The 15,556-nt window shown below is 43.0% G+C and carries 19 protein-coding genes; 18 read left to right on the plus strand and 1 reads right to left on the minus strand.

Translation table 11 applies throughout. The features are described from left to right. Window positions 1-59: 59 nt before the first annotated feature. A complete protein-coding gene (locus ACWPW6_RS08310) occupies window positions 60-644 on the minus strand; it encodes a Maf family protein (RefSeq protein ID WP_247047308.1) in 585 nt (194 codons plus the stop codon). 143 nt (window positions 645-787) lie between these two features. Here ACWPW6_RS08310 and yceD point away from each other — a divergent pair, with 143 nt between their 5' ends. The 18 genes from yceD to nagZ all read left to right on the plus strand — a co-directional run bounded on the left by yceD (window position 788) and on the right by nagZ (window position 14,767). Beyond that, entirely contained in the window at window positions 788-1,312 is a 525-nt protein-coding gene (gene yceD, locus ACWPW6_RS08315; protein WP_154624450.1) for a 23S rRNA accumulation protein YceD, read from the plus strand. Window positions 1,313-1,324: 12 nt separating this feature from the next. Then, window positions 1,325-1,495 carry a 50S ribosomal protein L32 gene (gene rpmF / locus ACWPW6_RS08320; protein WP_004253223.1) on the plus strand — a complete coding sequence of 57 codons (171 nt, stop codon included), beginning with the start codon at window positions 1,325-1,327 and terminating at the stop codon, window positions 1,493-1,495. 23 nt (window positions 1,496-1,518) lie between these two features. Further along, entirely contained in the window at window positions 1,519-2,565 is a 1,047-nt protein-coding gene (plsX, locus tag ACWPW6_RS08325) for a phosphate acyltransferase PlsX (protein ID WP_154624449.1), read from the plus strand. Window positions 2,566-2,568: 3 nt separating this feature from the next. Next, window positions 2,569-3,519, plus strand: coding sequence for a beta-ketoacyl-ACP synthase III (locus ACWPW6_RS08330; protein WP_154624448.1), 951 nt, complete (start codon window positions 2,569-2,571; stop codon window positions 3,517-3,519). A gap of 18 nt (window positions 3,520-3,537) precedes the next feature. After that, window positions 3,538-4,470, plus strand: coding sequence for an ACP S-malonyltransferase (fabD, locus tag ACWPW6_RS08335; protein ID WP_154624447.1), 933 nt, complete (start codon window positions 3,538-3,540; stop codon window positions 4,468-4,470). Between the two features lie 7 nt (window positions 4,471-4,477). Continuing rightward, window positions 4,478-5,212, plus strand: coding sequence for a 3-oxoacyl-ACP reductase FabG (gene fabG / locus ACWPW6_RS08340; protein WP_154624446.1), 735 nt, complete (start codon window positions 4,478-4,480; stop codon window positions 5,210-5,212). Window positions 5,213-5,367: 155 nt separating this feature from the next. Next, window positions 5,368-5,604: an acyl carrier protein gene (gene acpP, locus ACWPW6_RS08345; protein WP_099110956.1), complete on the plus strand. Its 237-nt coding sequence runs from the start codon at window positions 5,368-5,370 to the stop codon at window positions 5,602-5,604. A 78-nt stretch (window positions 5,605-5,682) separates the two neighbouring features. After that, window positions 5,683-6,933: a beta-ketoacyl-ACP synthase II gene (gene fabF, locus ACWPW6_RS08350; RefSeq protein ID WP_196713187.1), complete on the plus strand. Its 1,251-nt coding sequence runs from the start codon at window positions 5,683-5,685 to the stop codon at window positions 6,931-6,933. 173 nt (window positions 6,934-7,106) lie between these two features. After that, complete coding sequence (gene pabC / locus ACWPW6_RS08355; RefSeq protein WP_250000386.1) at window positions 7,107-7,937, plus strand: aminodeoxychorismate lyase; 831 nt, start codon at window positions 7,107-7,109, stop codon at window positions 7,935-7,937. A 19-nt stretch (window positions 7,938-7,956) separates the two neighbouring features. Then, window positions 7,957-8,985 carry an endolytic transglycosylase MltG gene (gene mltG, locus ACWPW6_RS08360; RefSeq protein ID WP_154624444.1) on the plus strand — a complete coding sequence of 343 codons (1,029 nt, stop codon included), beginning with the start codon at window positions 7,957-7,959 and terminating at the stop codon, window positions 8,983-8,985. A gap of 1 nt (window position 8,986) precedes the next feature. Next, entirely contained in the window at window positions 8,987-9,613 is a 627-nt protein-coding gene (gene tmk, locus ACWPW6_RS08365; protein ID WP_154624443.1) for a dTMP kinase, read from the plus strand. Between the two features lie 9 nt (window positions 9,614-9,622). Next, a complete protein-coding gene (holB, locus tag ACWPW6_RS08370; protein WP_250000388.1) occupies window positions 9,623-10,615 on the plus strand; it encodes a DNA polymerase III subunit delta' in 993 nt (330 codons plus the stop codon). Between the two features lie 13 nt (window positions 10,616-10,628). Beyond that, entirely contained in the window at window positions 10,629-11,420 is a 792-nt protein-coding gene (locus ACWPW6_RS08375) for a metal-dependent hydrolase (RefSeq protein ID WP_196713184.1), read from the plus strand. A 28-nt stretch (window positions 11,421-11,448) separates the two neighbouring features. Continuing rightward, the gene (hinT, locus tag ACWPW6_RS08380; RefSeq protein ID WP_154624440.1) at window positions 11,449-11,799 is read left to right on the plus strand and encodes a purine nucleoside phosphoramidase; all 351 of its coding nucleotides are present in this window, start codon (window positions 11,449-11,451) and stop codon (window positions 11,797-11,799) included. A 9-nt stretch (window positions 11,800-11,808) separates the two neighbouring features. Beyond that, a complete protein-coding gene (locus ACWPW6_RS08385; protein WP_250000390.1) occupies window positions 11,809-12,225 on the plus strand; it encodes a YcfL family protein in 417 nt (138 codons plus the stop codon). Beyond that, window positions 12,225-12,809, plus strand: a complete 585-nt coding sequence (gene lpoB, locus ACWPW6_RS08390; protein WP_154624439.1) for a penicillin-binding protein activator LpoB — start codon at window positions 12,225-12,227, stop codon at window positions 12,807-12,809. Before ACWPW6_RS08385 ends, lpoB begins: the two co-directional genes overlap by 1 nt. Next, a complete protein-coding gene (locus tag ACWPW6_RS08395; protein WP_154624438.1) occupies window positions 12,799-13,671 on the plus strand; it encodes a phosphotransferase in 873 nt (290 codons plus the stop codon). Before lpoB ends, ACWPW6_RS08395 begins: the two co-directional genes overlap by 11 nt. 76 nt (window positions 13,672-13,747) lie before the next feature. Next, a complete protein-coding gene (nagZ, locus tag ACWPW6_RS08400; RefSeq protein WP_154624437.1) occupies window positions 13,748-14,767 on the plus strand; it encodes a beta-N-acetylhexosaminidase in 1,020 nt (339 codons plus the stop codon). The last annotated feature ends 789 nt before the right edge of the window (window positions 14,768-15,556 follow it).

Here is a 15,556-nt window from a genome sequence, read left to right on the forward strand (position 1 = left end):
TATCGTGAGATTGCTAATAAGAGGTCGGTAGGGTTCCTGCCGACCTCTCTAGCCTCTTTTTAATCGCTTAACGGATTAAATCCGTGGTGGCGTAGCATGTCCAGTAATAGGATTAGCGGTAAACCAATTAATGTGTTTGGATCGCGTCCTTCTAACTTATCAAACAAAGCGATACCAAGTCCTTCCGATTTAAAACTTCCTGCGCATTGATAAGGTTCTTCTTTGCGTAAGTAAGTGTCGATTTCGTGATCACTTAAAGCGCGAAAATAGACATTAAATAATTCACATTGCACATTATAACTGCCTGTTGCGGAGTCTAATAAGCACAGCCCAGTATAAAATGTCACCTTGCTTGCTGAGGCTTGCTTCAACTGTTTAAACGCATTGTCGTAATTGAGTGGTTTACCGACAATTTTCCCATTAATGACGCAAACCTGATCCGAACCAATGATTAAATGTTGTTGATGCTGTTCGCTAATGGCATGGGCTTTTGCGTGGGCGAGACGAGTCACTAATGCTTCAGCGGATTCATTTAATATCGGGGTTTCATCCACATTGGGCGCAACGGCTAAAAAGGGCACACCTAGCTTCTTTAGCAACTGCTGCCGATAGGGTGAGGTTGATGCTAAAATAATCGATTTCATATTTTTTCTCGAAACTCATAGCCAAAAGGGTGAACTCATTTTAAACTATCCGGCGCTTAACAGGCGATTTTTTGGTGAAAAGGCGAGTTTTGTCCGCCTTTTTCTTTGACTATAGCTCATTACAAAGTTAATATGCGCGCCTTATGCAAAAGGTAAAATTACCCCTGACTATCGATGCGCAGCGTGCAGCTCAAAAAAACCTCGACTATGTCGGGAGTTACACGCCTGAGCAGGTAACACGTATTGCTGAATCAGTAGTCAGTGTAGACAGTGATGTTGAGAGCGAATTATCATTTAAAATTGATAATCAGCGTCTGACGGTCATAGAGGGGCATTCTGATGTGGATGTCACCCTACAATGCCAGCGTTGCAGAAAAGATTTCAAGCATCATGTTTACGTATCGTATTGTTTTAGTCCTGTCGTCAATGACGAAAAGGCCGAAGCATTACCGGAAGCCTACGAACCAATTCAAATTGATGAATTTGGTGAAATAGATTTGCTGGGAATGATAGAAGATGAAATAATTCTTTCCTTACCAGTGGTTCCGGTTCATGATTCTGAACACTGTGAAGTGTCCGAAGCGGACATGGTTTTTGGTGAACTACCTCCAGAGGCGGAAAAACCAAACCCATTTGCCGTATTAGCCAGTTTAAAGAAAAGTACTTAAGGAGTAAGGTCAATGGCCGTACAACAGAATAAACCAACTCGTTCAAAACGCGGTATGCGTCGTTCACATGATGCACTGACTGCTACCCTAGTTTCTGTAGACAAAACTTCAGGTGAAACCCACCTGCGTCACCATGTGACAGCAGACGGTTATTACCGTGGCCGTAAGGTTATCAACAAGTAGTTTCTGATTTACACGTTGATACTTTGGCTAATCTAACCATTGCGTTAGATGCTATGGGCGGGGATGTTGGTCCCCGCGTCACAGTGCCTGCTGCATTGCAGGCTCTGGCATCTAATCCATCACTCAAATTACTGCTAGTCGGTCAACCTGACGCCATTCAACCTCTGCTTGCACAACAAAGTGTCGAGCTGACTTCTCGTGTCGAAATTATTCCTGCTGAAAACGTGATTGCTAACGATGCTAAACCCTCTACGGCAATAAGACAAAGCAAAGGAACATCGATGCGAACGGCGTTAGAGTTAGTCAAGACTGGGCAAGCACAAGCGTGCGTGAGTGCCGGTAATACTGGGGCGCTGATGGGCTTGGCGAAACTGATGTTGAAATCGATTGAAGGCATTGAGCGACCTGCGTTGATGACAATTTTGCCGAATCAACAAAAAGGTCAAACAGTGGTGCTGGATTTAGGGGCTAACGTCACGTGTAACAGTGAAATGCTGGTGCAATTCGCTGTGATGGGGTCAGTGGTTGCAGAAGAAGTGGCTAAGATTGTCTCACCGAGAGTGGCACTGCTGAACATCGGTGAAGAAGAAACCAAAGGGTTGGATAATATCCGCGAAGCCGCCGCACTCCTCAAAGAAACTGCGGCAATAAATTATATCGGTTATGTTGAAGGCAATGAATTGCTAACAGGCAAAACGGATGTACTAGTCTGTGACGGCTTCGCAGGTAACGTCACGCTAAAAACAATGGAAGGGGTGATCCGCGTCATTCTTTCATTGTTAAAATCAACAGAAGAAAGCAAAAAGAATAAAAAACCTAGCTGGTTGATGCAACTGGCTAAAAAATGGCTTAAAAAACGACTTATGAAGCGTTTTGGGGAGCTGAACCCCGACCAGTATAATGGTGCAACTCTGTTAGGATTAAAAGGAATTGTCATTAAAAGTCATGGCGCAGCAAATGAAAATGCATTTAAAGCGGCTATTGAACGTGCAGTTCAAGCAGTAGACAGACAAGTTCCAGACAGAATAGCAGCTCGACTGAATATCGTATTACCCAGGAGTGATCAATAACCTATGTATAGCAAAATATTAGGCACAGGCAGCTATTTACCCGCACAAATTAGAACGAATGCTGACCTGGAAAAAATGGTTGATACTTCTGATGAGTGGATTGTGACTCGCACAGGTATTCATGAAAGAAGAATTGCAGGCGAAGATGAAAGTGTTGCGGTAATGGGGTTTCACGCCGCACAAAAAGCGTTAGAAATGGCTCAGGTCGATAGCAGTGACATTGGGTTAATTGTTGTTGCTACAACGTCATCGACTCACGCGTTCCCAAGTGCCGCATGTCAAATTCAACAAATGTTAGGTATTCACGATTGTGCGGCATTTGATGTTGCTGCTGCTTGCGCGGGTTTCACCTATGCGATTAGCATTGTTGACCAATTTGTAAAAACGGGCATGGTAAAAAAAGCATTGGTCATTGGCGCTGATGCACTCTCTAAAACATTAGACCCGAATGATCGTGGTACGATTATCTTATTTGGTGATGCAGCAGGGGCCATGGTTATTGGCGCTTCTGAGCAACCCGGTATTTTATCGACACACCTTCATGCCGATGGCCGTTATGGTGATTTGTTGGCGCTGCCAAATCGTGAGCGCGGCTCAGAAGATGAAGCCTATTTAACCATGACGGGCAACGAAGTATTTAAAGTTGCTGTACGTGAGTTAGCTCACATTGTTGATGAAACATTAGCGGAAAGTGGTATTGCAAAAGAAGAACTCGATTGGTTAGTGCCGCATCAAGCGAATTTACGCATCATTTCAGCAACAGCAAAAAAACTGGATATGACCATGGAAAAGGTGGTTGTGACGCTTGATAAACATGGTAATACCTCTGCTGCATCGGTGCCGACCGCATTTGATGAAGCCGTGCGTGATGGGCGTATCCAACGTGGCCAGTTAGTGCTGTTAGAAGCATTCGGTGGTGGCTTCACTTGGGGCTCTGCACTCGTTCGTTTTTAATTTACTGAGAAAATAGACATGACACAATTTGCTATGGTTTTTCCCGGTCAGGGATCTCAGTCTCTTGGTATGTTGTCTGCATTAGCGGCAGAAAGTCAGCTTGTAGAGCAAACATTCGCTGAGGCGTCTGAAGCATTAGGTTATGACCTCTGGGCACTTGTCCAGAATGGACCAGAAGAAGAATTGAACAAAACATGGCAAACTCAGCCTGCTTTGTTAGCTGCATCTGTCGCTATCTTCCGCGTTTGGCAAGAAAAACAAGGGCCAATGCCTACAATGATGGCAGGGCATAGCTTAGGCGAGTATTCAGCGCTAGTGTGTGCTGGTGTCATCGATTTTAAAGCCGCCATTAAACTGGTTGAATTACGTGGTAAATTAATGCAAGAAGCGGTCCCAGAGGGAACCGGAGCCATGTATGCGATTATCGGTTTAGATAACGAATCTATTGAAAAAGCTTGTCAGGAAGCCGCACAGGGTCAAGTTGTATCGCCTGTGAATTTTAACTCTCCGGGACAAGTCGTTATTGCAGGTGAAAAAGAGGCAGTAGAACGCGCGGGTGCAGCCTGTAAAGAAGCTGGGGCTAAACGTGCGTTGCCATTATCAGTCAGTGTTCCTTCGCATTGTGCGTTAATGAAACCCGCGGCTGAAAAATTAGCGGTTGCATTGCAAGACATCACGTTTAATCAGCCAAATTTCCCAGTTATCAATAACGTTGATGTAAAAATTGAACAATCAGCTGAAAATATTCGTGATGCTTTGGTTCGTCAATTGTATAATCCGGTTCGTTGGACTGAAACTGTAGAATTAATGGCAGATCAAGGTATTGAACACCTTGTTGAAGTAGGCCCAGGTAAAGTGTTAACTGGTCTTACCAAGCGTATTGTCTCTAATTTAACTGCCGTTGCAGCCAATGATCCTGTATCATTAGGCACTGCGTTAGAAAACCTCTGAGGACGATATGAGCTTTGAAGGAAAAATTGCACTGGTAACAGGCGCGAGTCGCGGTATTGGTAAAGCAATTGCTTTAACACTTGCTGCGCGTGGTGCGACTGTTATTGGTACAGCAACAAGCGATAAAGGAGCAGAAGCGATTTCTGCTTATTTAGATGGAAAAGGCAAAGGTTTTGCTCTGAATGTGACAGACCCTGCATCAATTGATGAAACCTTGAATAATATTCGTCAACAATTTGGCGAAATTGATATACTGGTTAACAATGCAGGTATCACTCGTGATAACCTTTTGATGCGTATGAAAGATGATGAGTGGCAAGATATTATTGACACCAATCTATCATCCGTTTACCGTTTATCTAAATCCGTATTACGCGCCATGATGAAAAAACGTTGTGGGCGCATTATTTCAATCGCATCTGTTGTGGGTGTGATGGGAAATGCGGGGCAGGCGAACTATGCAGCAGCGAAAGCTGGGCTAATTGGTTTTAGCAAATCATTAGCACGCGAGGTTGCTTCCCGTGGTATCACCGTCAACGTCGTTGCTCCTGGTTTTATTGAAACTGATATGACCAAAGCATTGACAGATGAACAGCGTGCAGGCATTTTATCTCAAGTTCCTGCCGATAGGCTGGGTGATGCGCAAGAAATTGCCAGTGCTGTAGCGTTTTTAGCTTCTGATGAAGCTGGTTACATCACAGGTGAAACATTACATGTCAATGGCGGCATGTACATGATCTAAAGAAATGATGGAACCATTTGCATTATTAGTGTTAATTAGCGCAAAATAATGCAAAATTTAGGTTCCAACAGCCGGGATTGGGTTGTATCTTTTCCTGTATTTTATAAACTACGAAAACCATCGCGAAAGCGAGTTTTGATAGGAATTTTAATAGTATGAGCACTATCGAAGAACGCGTTAAGAAAATCATCGTTGAGCAACTGGGTGTTAAAGAGGAAGAAGTTGTAACAACAGCTTCGTTTGTTGATGACTTGGGCGCTGATTCTCTTGACACAGTTGAGCTGGTTATGGCTCTGGAAGAAGAGTTCGATATCGAAATCCCTGACGAAGAAGCTGAAAAGATCACAACAGTGCAGGCTGCGATTGACTACGTCGAGAACGCATCTAAGTAATTGTTTTAAAACTTATCTAGGCGGTCACTCGACCGCCTATGTTTCTTTGGTAACTTTTTCCCTCCTTGGAGGATATACGTGTCTAAGCGTCGTGTAGTCGTAACTGGACTGGGCATGTTATCTCCTGTCGGCAATACAGTTGAATCATCATGGAAAGCTGTTTGTGACGGACAGAGTGGTATCAGCCTCATCGAACATTTTGATACTACAAACCATGCAACTAAATTTGCTGGTGTAGTGAAAGATTTCAATTACGAAGATTATGGTATCTCCCGCAAAGAAGCACGGAAGATGGACCCATTCATCCAGTATGGTATCGCTGCTGGCTATCAAGCCATCAAAGATGCAGGTCTGGAAGTAACAGAAGCCAATGCTACTCGTATCGGTTTGGCGATTGGTTCTGGTATTGGTGGTCTAGGCTTAATTCAAGAGAACTGTGAAGCACTACAACACGGCGGTCCTCGTAAAGTTAGCCCATTTTTCGTTCCTTCTACGATCATTAACATGGTCGCAGGTCATCTGAGCATTATGTACGGTTTCCGTGGCCCAAGTATTTCTATTGCCACTGCTTGTACCTCAGGTGTGCACAATATCGGTCATGCGGCTCGTATGATCGCTTATGGTGATGCGGATGTTATGCTCGCAGGTGGCGCTGAAAAAGCAACAACACCATTAGGTGTTGCTGGTTTTGGTGCTGCACGTGCTCTTTCTACTCGTAATGATGACCCACAAGCAGCTAGCCGCCCATGGGATAAAGACCGTGATGGTTTTGTGCTGGGAGATGGTGCGGGTATTATCATTCTTGAAGAGTATGAGCACGCTAAAGCACGTGGTGCTAAAATCTATGCAGAAGTCTCTGGCTTCGGCATGAGTAGTGATGCCTATCATATGACATCACCTCCTGAAAATGGAGAAGGTGCAGCGTTGGCGATGATGAATGCTCTGCACGATGCTGGAATTGAAGCAAACGACGTGGGCTATATCAATGCTCATGGGACTTCAACGCCAGCGGGTGACTTAGCTGAAGCCCAAGCCGTTGTATCTGTCTTTGGTGAAGACACTAACGTACTGGTTAGCTCAACCAAATCGATGACTGGTCACCTATTAGGTGCAGCAGGCGCGATTGAGTCTATCTTTACGATCTTATCATTGGCTGATCAGATTGTTCCGCCAACGATTAATCTGGAAAACCCAGATGAAGCCTGCAAACTGGATTTCGTTCCAGGTGAAGCAAGAAAAGTGGAAAACATGGAGTATGCTCTGTGTAATTCATTTGGTTTCGGCGGCACCAATGGCTCATTAATTTTCCGTCGTTATCACCAAGAGTAAATTAATCTAACATTATTGCCTTATTATTAGCGCTATAATGTATTTAAAGCCCCAGTATGTTCCATACAGGGGCTTTTCTTTTATTGTCATTTTGCAGTCTCAGTCAGTTTAGTTTATGATAATAAACATCCTGTTACTGACTGATTTATCAGCCATTATTATAAGAATTATCAATGTCATATTGGGTTAATGGAATTGCATGCCGTCATATTAATGTTTCTGATCGCGCTGTGCAATTTGGTGATGGCTGCTTTACGACGATTCATGTGTTTAATCAGCAGCCCAAAATGCTTGAGCACCATATTAGGCGCTTAGTGCAGGATAGCGCTCGTCTCAAGTTACCTCAACCTGATTGGCAACGTCTGCAAGAGCAAATTCTCGCCATTTGTCAGCAACAAAGTCACGATGAATGGGTACTCAAAGTGATCATGAGTCGTGGTACAGGTGGCCGAGGCTATAGTTCTTTGGGTTTCAATCAACCAACAGTGATTATGTCGATAGCGCCTTTCCCTTTGCATTATCAAGCATTGCAGAAATCGGGTATTCACTTGATGTTGAGCAGTGTGCCGATCAGCAAGAACCCATATTTAGCCGGCATTAAGCATCTCAATCGTCTCGAACAGATCTTAATTCGTCAGGAAATTGATGAAGCTCAAGCGGATGAAGCATTAGTTGTTGATTCAGATGGTATTTTGATTGAGTGTTGCAGTGCAAATCTCTTTTGGCGCAAAGGTGAAACAGTATTTACTCCAAACTTAACGTTTTCAGGGGTAAATGGATTAATGAGACAAAAGATTATAGCGCTTTTAGCAACCAGTCAGTACGATCTACAAGAAGTTGAACGATTCCCTGAAGTTTTAGGATGTTGTGATGAGGTGTTTATTTGTAATGCTTTGATGCCGATATTACCGGTTGCGACGATCAACTTAGGTAAAAACAAGCCTCTCTGGCAATATTCCTCTAGAGAATTATTTGAATATTTGTTGTTACGTTGCCAAATTTAGTCACAGAAATGGTTGATGAATGAAACTAGCTAAAAAAATATTTATTGCAGCGGTCGCGATTGTGTTGATTGCAGGAAGTGTAGCCTACGTCTTGTATCAACAAGTTTTAAACTACGCGAAAGAACCGCTTAATTTAACCCAAGAAAAAATTTTCACCGTGCCATCGGGAACGGGGCGTGTTGCGCTTGAGGGTTTATTAGTTAATCAAAACATCATTAATCAAACTGATAAATTCCAATGGCTGTTAAAGTTTCGTCCCGAGTTAGCCAAAATGAAAGCAGGAACATACCGCTTGCAGCCGAATATGGATATTGAACAGATGTTGGCATTAATTGCGAGTGGTAAAGAAGCACAGTTTTCTATCCGTTTTGTTGAAGGTTATCGTTTATCCGATTGGACGAATATTTTACTTGATGCGCCTTATTTGCAGCATGAGATTGAAGGAAAAACCCCGACTGAGTTATATGCACTGATTGGCTTTGATGGCGATACAACTCTGGAAGGTTGGTTATATCCAGACACTTATTTGTATACCGCGGGAACACGCGATGTCGATATTTTGAAACGAGCTCATCAACAGATGAAAAAAAATGTCGAGGAGATATGGCAGGGACGTGATAAAGATCTGCCTTATAAAAATGCTTATGAGATGTTGATCATGGCATCAATTATTGAAAAAGAAACCGGCGTCGATAGTGAAAGAAATCAAGTCGCTTCAGTGTTTGTGAACCGATTGAAAAAAAATATGCGTTTACAAACCGACCCAACGGTAATTTATGGTTTAGGTGATAAGTATCAGGGGAAAATTTATCGTAGTGATTTAGATAACTATACGCCATACAACACTTACCGTATTGATGGGCTACCTCCAACACCGATTGCAATGCCGAGCCTTGCATCGATTAAAGCAGCAGCCCATCCGGCTAAAACGGATTATTTATACTTTGTTGCAGATGGTACTGGTGGTCACACATTCAGCCGTACGCTGAATGACCATAATCGTGCAGTCAAAGTGTATCGAAAAATTGAAAAACAGAATGATAAGTAAAATGAAAAATGCCTATATTGTCATTGAAGGATTAGAGGGAGCAGGGAAAACAACGGCGATTAAAACTGTTGTTGAAACTTTAAACCAAGCGGGTATTCAAGATATTGCTTTTACGCGTGAGCCGGGGGGAACGCCGTTAGCAGAAAAATTACGTGAATTGATCAAGCAAGGAATCAGTGGTGAGAAAGTGACCGATACTGCGGAGCTGCTTATGCTGTATGCAGCACGTGTTCAATTGGTTGAAAATGTCATCAAACCCGCCCTTGCCGCGGGCAAATGGGTTGTTGGGGATAGGCATGATTTATCTTCCCAAGCTTATCAAGGCGGGGGGAGAGGGATTGATCGCGAATTGATGCAATCCTTGCGTGATTTGGTGTTAGGGGAGTTTAAACCTGCTTTAACCTTATATTTAGATTTACCACCAGAACTTGGTTTACAACGCGCTCGGGCGCGTGGTGAGTTGGATAGGATTGAACAAGAATCCTTGGCATTTTTCGAGCGTACTCGTGCTCGTTATCTTGAATTAGCGGCAACAGACGAAACCATTTTGACGATCGATGCCAGCCAAAATATTGAGCAAGTACAACAAGATATTCGCCAAACACTCCAGCAGTGGTTGGCGAAGTAAGGTGAGAAAATGAACTGGTACCCTTGGTTGAATGAAACTTATCGTCAAGTGATAACGTCCTATCAGCAAGGCCGTGGGCACCATGCATTATTGTTGCATTCACTATCTGGTAATGGTGTGGAGGCGCTATGTTATGGGATCAGCCGCTGGTTAATTTGCCAAAACACCGACGGTCTAAAAAGTTGTGGTCAATGTCATAGCTGCCAGCTGATGTTGGCCGGTACACACCCTGATTACCATGTATTAGAACCTGAAAAAGGTAAAACCACCGTCAGTGTAGATGCAGTAAGGAAACTGACGGAAACCTTAAGTGGCTATGCCCAGCAAAATGGGGCGAAAGTTGCTTATATTCCGCGTGCTGAAGCGTTAACCGATGCGGCGGCAAATGCCTTATTAAAAACGTTAGAAGAGCCAACACAACAGACTTATTTTTTATTAGGCTGTGAAAAGCGAGAAAATTTACTCGCGACACTCCGTAGCCGCTGTTTATATACTTATTTGTCACCTCCAGAGTTGCAGACGGCATGGTATTGGTTACAAAAACACATTGCAGGCGTTAACTATAATGATGCATTGACCGCATTAAAGCTCTGCCAAGGGGCGCCAGTAGCGGCGATGTCACTGTTGCAGCCTGAAAATTGGCAGCAGCGTCATGCTTTGTGTCAAGGGCTAGCCCATGCAATGCAGCATAATGATATGTTGTCTCTGTTATCTGTCATGAATAATGATAAGGCCACTGAATTGATTGGCTGGTTGCTCGGATTGTTAACCGATAGCATGAAATTACAACAACAAGCTGCACAATTCTGTTTAAATCAGGATCAGTTGCCTCTCATTAGTGTGCTCGCGTCACGAATGACCTATACGCAATTGTTTAACGTTTATGAAGCTTGGCAACAATGCCGCCACCAATTGATGACAGTGCCTGCACTGAATCAAGAGTTACTTTTAACCAATCAGTTATTACAATGGGAAGCATTAATTGCGACTCTAATACGATGAAAAAGAGTGAAATATGTTTGTAGTTGATTCACACTGCCATCTCGATTGCCTTGATTATGAAAAATTACATACAGGTGTCGATGATGTTATCGCAAAAGCATCGCAGCGCGATGTGGGTTTTATGTTGGCGGTTGCCACAACGCTACATGGGTTTGATAGTATGAAAACCCTGATAGGCAAACGAGATAATGTTGCATTTTCTTGTGGGATCCATCCGCTTAATTTAGATGAAGGCTATGATTTTGAGCGTTTAGCACAGTTAGCGGCAGGGGAGGAAGTGGTTGCGTTAGGGGAAACGGGACTCGACTATTATTACCAAAAAGAAAATGCGGCACTGCAACAGGAGTCTTTCCGTCAGCACATTCGTATTGGTCGTCAGGTAAATAAACCGGTCATTGTACATACTCGGGATGCACGAGACGATACTTTGGCCATTTTGCGTGAAGAGAATGTGACTGATTGTGGCGGTGTATTACACTGTTTTACCGAAGATAAAGACACCGCGAAACAATTACTCGACCTTGGGATGTACATCTCTTTTTCTGGTATTGTGACTTTTCGTAATGCAGAACAAATTCGTGAAGCAGCAAGAATTGTTCCTTTAGATAGGATCTTGGTCGAAACGGATTCACCTTATTTGGCACCGGTTCCTCATCGTGGTAAAGAGAATCAACCGGCCTATGTCCGTGATGTAGCAGAATATATGGCTGTTCTCAAAGGGGTTAGCCCAGAAGAAATGGCGCGTATTACCACTGAAAACTTTAACCGCCTCTTTCATTTGAATGTCGGCGATAACAACGCGTAATTATTAGTCAATATTAAAGGAAGTTGAAATGGCAGAAGAAACAATTTTCAGTAAGATCATTCGACGTGAAATCCCTGCTGATATCGTTTATCAGGATGAGCTTGTTACCGCATTTCGTGATATCTCGCCGCAAGCGCCTTCACATATTCTTATTATTCCAAATAAATTAATTCCAACAGTGAATGATGTAGCTGCGGAAGATGAACAGGTATTAGGACGTTTATTTATCGTTGCAGCAAAAATAGCTCAGCAAGAAGGCATTGCTGAGAGTGGCTATCGCTTAATCATGAATTGCAATAAAGATTCCGGGCAGGAAGTGTTTCATATTCATATGCACTTAGTTGGTGGTCGCCCTCTAGGTCCATTACTCGCCAAATAAGGCAATGACGTGAAGATAGTCGAATATGTACTAATACGTGTGTTGGCGCTCAGTATGGTGGTCTTTTCACTGAGCGGCTGCCTGTGGGGAAAAAATGATGGCTTGGTATTTAATGAACAGCAACGTGTCATTATGGAGCCCTCGGTTTTAGCGCATGGCATTATCGTAGAACAACCCGTAGTGAGTGTTGAAAACTATGCGACAGTGGCTAAAGTCAATATGAGTAACAGTCAATCCGAGGCGGTGACCATCATGTACCGCCTTTATTGGTATGATAATAACGGCTTAAAAATAGCGACAACGCATGATATACAGCAAACAATACCTGCCAATTTATCTATTAGTGTTAGTAATCAAAGTACTTCATCACTGGCGCGTAATGTACGTATTTATGTCTTCTTACCGAAAACGCTTGGAGAAAAATAATGAAACGTATCCTATTTGTTGCAGCGGCAGCGATGATATTGGCAGGGTGTCCTTCTTTTCAATCAGAAAGACCAAAAACACCACCGCCTGTTGTACCGGTTGAACCCGTAGAGCCGACTGAACCAGTCACACCGCCACCAATCGATAAGGTCCCTACGCCACCTAAACAAAAAACGACGGACTGGTCTGCGGCGGTATCACCATTGGTGAGTGAAATGTCTGGAGCAAGCGGTATTGAAAGTGGCAAAGTATTGTTAGTCGATTCAGTCAAAAACAACACAAACGGTTCATTTTCCGTACAAAACGCAACCTCAGCGATTGTAAAAGCGGTTGATAGTAGTCACCTTTTTAAAGTTGTTCCTCAAGATGTTGTGAATACAGCACGTAAAACGTTAGGCTTATCACAAGATGATAGCTTAGTCACGCGCAGTAAGGCGATTGGGCTGGGGCGCTATGTGCAAGCAGACTATGTGTTGTACAGTGTAATTTCAGGCTCAAATAAGCAACGTGATATTGAAATGCAGCTTATGGCAGTACAAAGCGGTGAGATTATTTGGTCAGGAAAAAACGATATTGACCAATAATGATTCATTGTGGCTACTGTTAAGGCGTTATTTCCCAAAGATTGATATTAAACACTGGGAAATAACGCCCTTAGCGGGGCTGTCTGGGGGAACTTATCGTTTGAGAGCCGCCTTGGCAGATCAAGTCGTTGAGTTAATTGCTCGTGCACAGGGGCAAGTTCAACATGCGCTCTATGTCAACCGTCGTAAAGAAGCAAAAGTGCTACAGCAGTTGCACGGGTTCGGCCAAGCCCCAAAACAGCTAGCAAGAAACAGAGACTGGTTATTACTCTCGTGGTGTGATGGTCAACATCCAAGCCATACTCAATATTTATCACCTGAATTTCAATCGTTATTAGCGGCAACCATCGCTAAATTGCATACTCAACCCTTATTAAGTTACCCGTTACAGCTGCGGCAAGAGATGGCTCATTATGGGGAGTTGATTGATCCAAAGCGTAAAAACCCACGATGGCTACGGTGGCATAAATATTTTTTGTCCGCCCCAACGCCTAAAACGTTAAAGCTTGCTCCCGCCCATATGGATATTCATCGGGGTAATATTCTCTATACAGAGGATAACAGTATCATTTTGTTAGATTGGGAATATGCTGCGAATACAGATATTGGGTTGTCATTAGAAACCTACTTTCAAGCCAATCAACTAAACACCCAACAACGACATGACTTCCTATCAGAATATTGTAATAAACATCAATCATATACAGATGCTGAACGGTTGGCTGCTCAGTGTCGCCAATGGACACCATGGGTAAAATATATGATGTTGATGTGGTATGAAGTGCAATGGAATCAAAGTCAAAATAGCGATTTTTTGTTACACTCTGGAGCATTAAGGCAATATTTTCATTTGCCGTATTAAACCGCTTTGTTTAACACAAATGAAAGCATTGAAATGCGTGTTATGACCGCAAAATAGTTTAAATAGTGAGGCATGTATGGGTCCGATAATGCTAGATGTTCAGGGCTATGAGCTGGACAGTGAAGAGCGTGAAATACTGGCACATCCGTTAGTGGGGGGATTAATTTTATTCACCCGTAATTTTCATGATGCAGCACAATTAAGGGAGCTAGTGCGTCAAATTCGTGATGCATCACGCCACCGCCTATTGGTCGCTGTGGATCAAGAAGGTGGGCGTGTTCAACGTTTTCGTGATGGTTTTACCGCGTTGCCTTCCGCACAAGCTTTTGCTGCATTAAACAGTGAGTCAGAAGGGGCTAGGTTGGCCGAAGAAGCGGGTTGGTTGATGGCATCTGAAATGATAGCCATGGATATCGATATTAGCTTTGCGCCGGTACTTGACCTTGGTCATCAAAGTATTGCCATTGGTGAACGTTCTTTCCATGAAGATCCGGAAATAGCCATGGTTATGGCAGAACGCTTTATTAAAGGTATGCGTAATGCAGGCATGAAAACAACGGGTAAGCACTTTCCAGGGCATGGAGCCGTAAAAGCGGATTCACATAAAGAAACGCCTAGGGATGACCGTGACCTTGAGATCATTCGCAAAAAAGACATGTCAATTTTTAGAGATTTTATCCAGCGTGATTTATTGGATGCAGTGATGCCAGCACATGTTATCTATACTCAAGCGGATGAACGCCCTGCAAGTGGTTCGCCTTTTTGGTTGAAATCCATCTTACGTGAGCAACTTGGTTTCAATGGGGTCATTTTCTCGGATGATTTATCGATGGAAGGGGCCGCTATCATGGGAAGTTATCCGGAACGCGCTGCGGCTTCATTATCTGCGGGCTGTGATATGGTATTAGTCTGTAATAACCGTGATGGTGCAGTCAGTGTACTAGACAATTTACCCAAGCAACATGGCAGCTTAGCCTCATCGTTATTCCACAGTGGACGGCAATATAGTCTTAAAGAGTTACAAAGTACTCAGCGTTGGCAAGAAAGCCACAAACAGTTGGTTGGTTTATCCCGTCAATGGCAAGAACAACGTTAGTGAATTGACCTTACAATGCGATGATATTGTCCTATTAGGCAATGTTGTTGTCGTCAGTATAAAAAAACACCCAAGCGTTCATTCGTTGGGTGTTTTTTTCTATCATTTGATTTAGCGGGAAAGGCCGTTGATAAGTCGTTTAGTTTTGCACTCTGTCTTGTTCTCTTACACAACCTAAAAGCTTTATGCAATGGGATGAGTGTCACCAAGAAAATCGGGTGCTTAAGTAGACTAATCATGAGAGTGACTTGCTAAGTGTTTATGTTTTCGTCGAGTGAAGGGGTTACTGTAATTGCTAGCAGAAATAGGAGAACAAGTCATAACGTCATGGTATAAGTGATAACAAAAGTGAAAGAGAAAGCAATCAAGCGGATACGATACTAGTCACGGTTTGATAGATAAGGAACTTCACTCAACATATCCCTTCGTATTGATCTTATGATAGGCGTCCATTCGACATATCTAAGTATTTTAGGTACAGCTGAATAGAGTGATACAAACATTATCCGAATTGTATTTGCTATTGCCCTTATAAAGAGGGTAAGGTCGCAGGCTAGACTAACTAATTATCATTATCAAATAGGTTGGAAATTATTTCGAATATTGATTAATATCAATATATCGCTAGCTGACACGATTCGTATTTTGCATAATATGAAACTAACCTGTGATCGGTGTCATATTAATCAGTCAATTTGATATGCGTCAATATTTGGTATGACCAAATAACCAAGCGTGTTATTCTCAACATGGAGTTGAGGTTTATCGATGAAATGAGTGTTATTTAAG

The organism is Providencia sp. Marseille-Q8014, assembly GCF_965112055.1.

What these genes read in the sequence shown, in the direction of transcription:
- ACWPW6_RS08310 (WP_247047308.1), bottom strand. Translation starts at nt 644, where the DNA reads ATGAAATCGATTATTTTAGCATCAACCTCACCCTATCGGCAGCAGTTG.
- yceD (WP_154624450.1), top strand. Translation starts at nt 788, where the DNA reads ATGCAAAAGGTAAAATTACCCCTGACTATCGATGCGCAGCGTGCAGCT.
- rpmF (WP_004253223.1), top strand. Translation starts at nt 1,325, where the DNA reads ATGGCCGTACAACAGAATAAACCAACTCGTTCAAAACGCGGTATGCGT.
- ACWPW6_RS08330 (WP_154624448.1), top strand. Translation starts at nt 2,569, where the DNA reads ATGTATAGCAAAATATTAGGCACAGGCAGCTATTTACCCGCACAAATT.
- fabD (WP_154624447.1), top strand. Translation starts at nt 3,538, where the DNA reads ATGACACAATTTGCTATGGTTTTTCCCGGTCAGGGATCTCAGTCTCTT.
- fabG (WP_154624446.1), top strand. Translation starts at nt 4,478, where the DNA reads ATGAGCTTTGAAGGAAAAATTGCACTGGTAACAGGCGCGAGTCGCGGT.
- acpP (WP_099110956.1), top strand. Translation starts at nt 5,368, where the DNA reads ATGAGCACTATCGAAGAACGCGTTAAGAAAATCATCGTTGAGCAACTG.
- pabC (WP_250000386.1), top strand. Translation starts at nt 7,107, where the DNA reads ATGTCATATTGGGTTAATGGAATTGCATGCCGTCATATTAATGTTTCT.
- mltG (WP_154624444.1), top strand. Translation starts at nt 7,957, where the DNA reads ATGAAACTAGCTAAAAAAATATTTATTGCAGCGGTCGCGATTGTGTTG.
- tmk (WP_154624443.1), top strand. Translation starts at nt 8,987, where the DNA reads ATGAAAAATGCCTATATTGTCATTGAAGGATTAGAGGGAGCAGGGAAA.
- holB (WP_250000388.1), top strand. Translation starts at nt 9,623, where the DNA reads ATGAACTGGTACCCTTGGTTGAATGAAACTTATCGTCAAGTGATAACG.
- ACWPW6_RS08375 (WP_196713184.1), top strand. Translation starts at nt 10,629, where the DNA reads ATGTTTGTAGTTGATTCACACTGCCATCTCGATTGCCTTGATTATGAA.
- hinT (WP_154624440.1), top strand. Translation starts at nt 11,449, where the DNA reads ATGGCAGAAGAAACAATTTTCAGTAAGATCATTCGACGTGAAATCCCT.
- lpoB (WP_154624439.1), top strand. Translation starts at nt 12,225, where the DNA reads ATGAAACGTATCCTATTTGTTGCAGCGGCAGCGATGATATTGGCAGGG.
- nagZ (WP_154624437.1), top strand. Translation starts at nt 13,748, where the DNA reads ATGGGTCCGATAATGCTAGATGTTCAGGGCTATGAGCTGGACAGTGAA.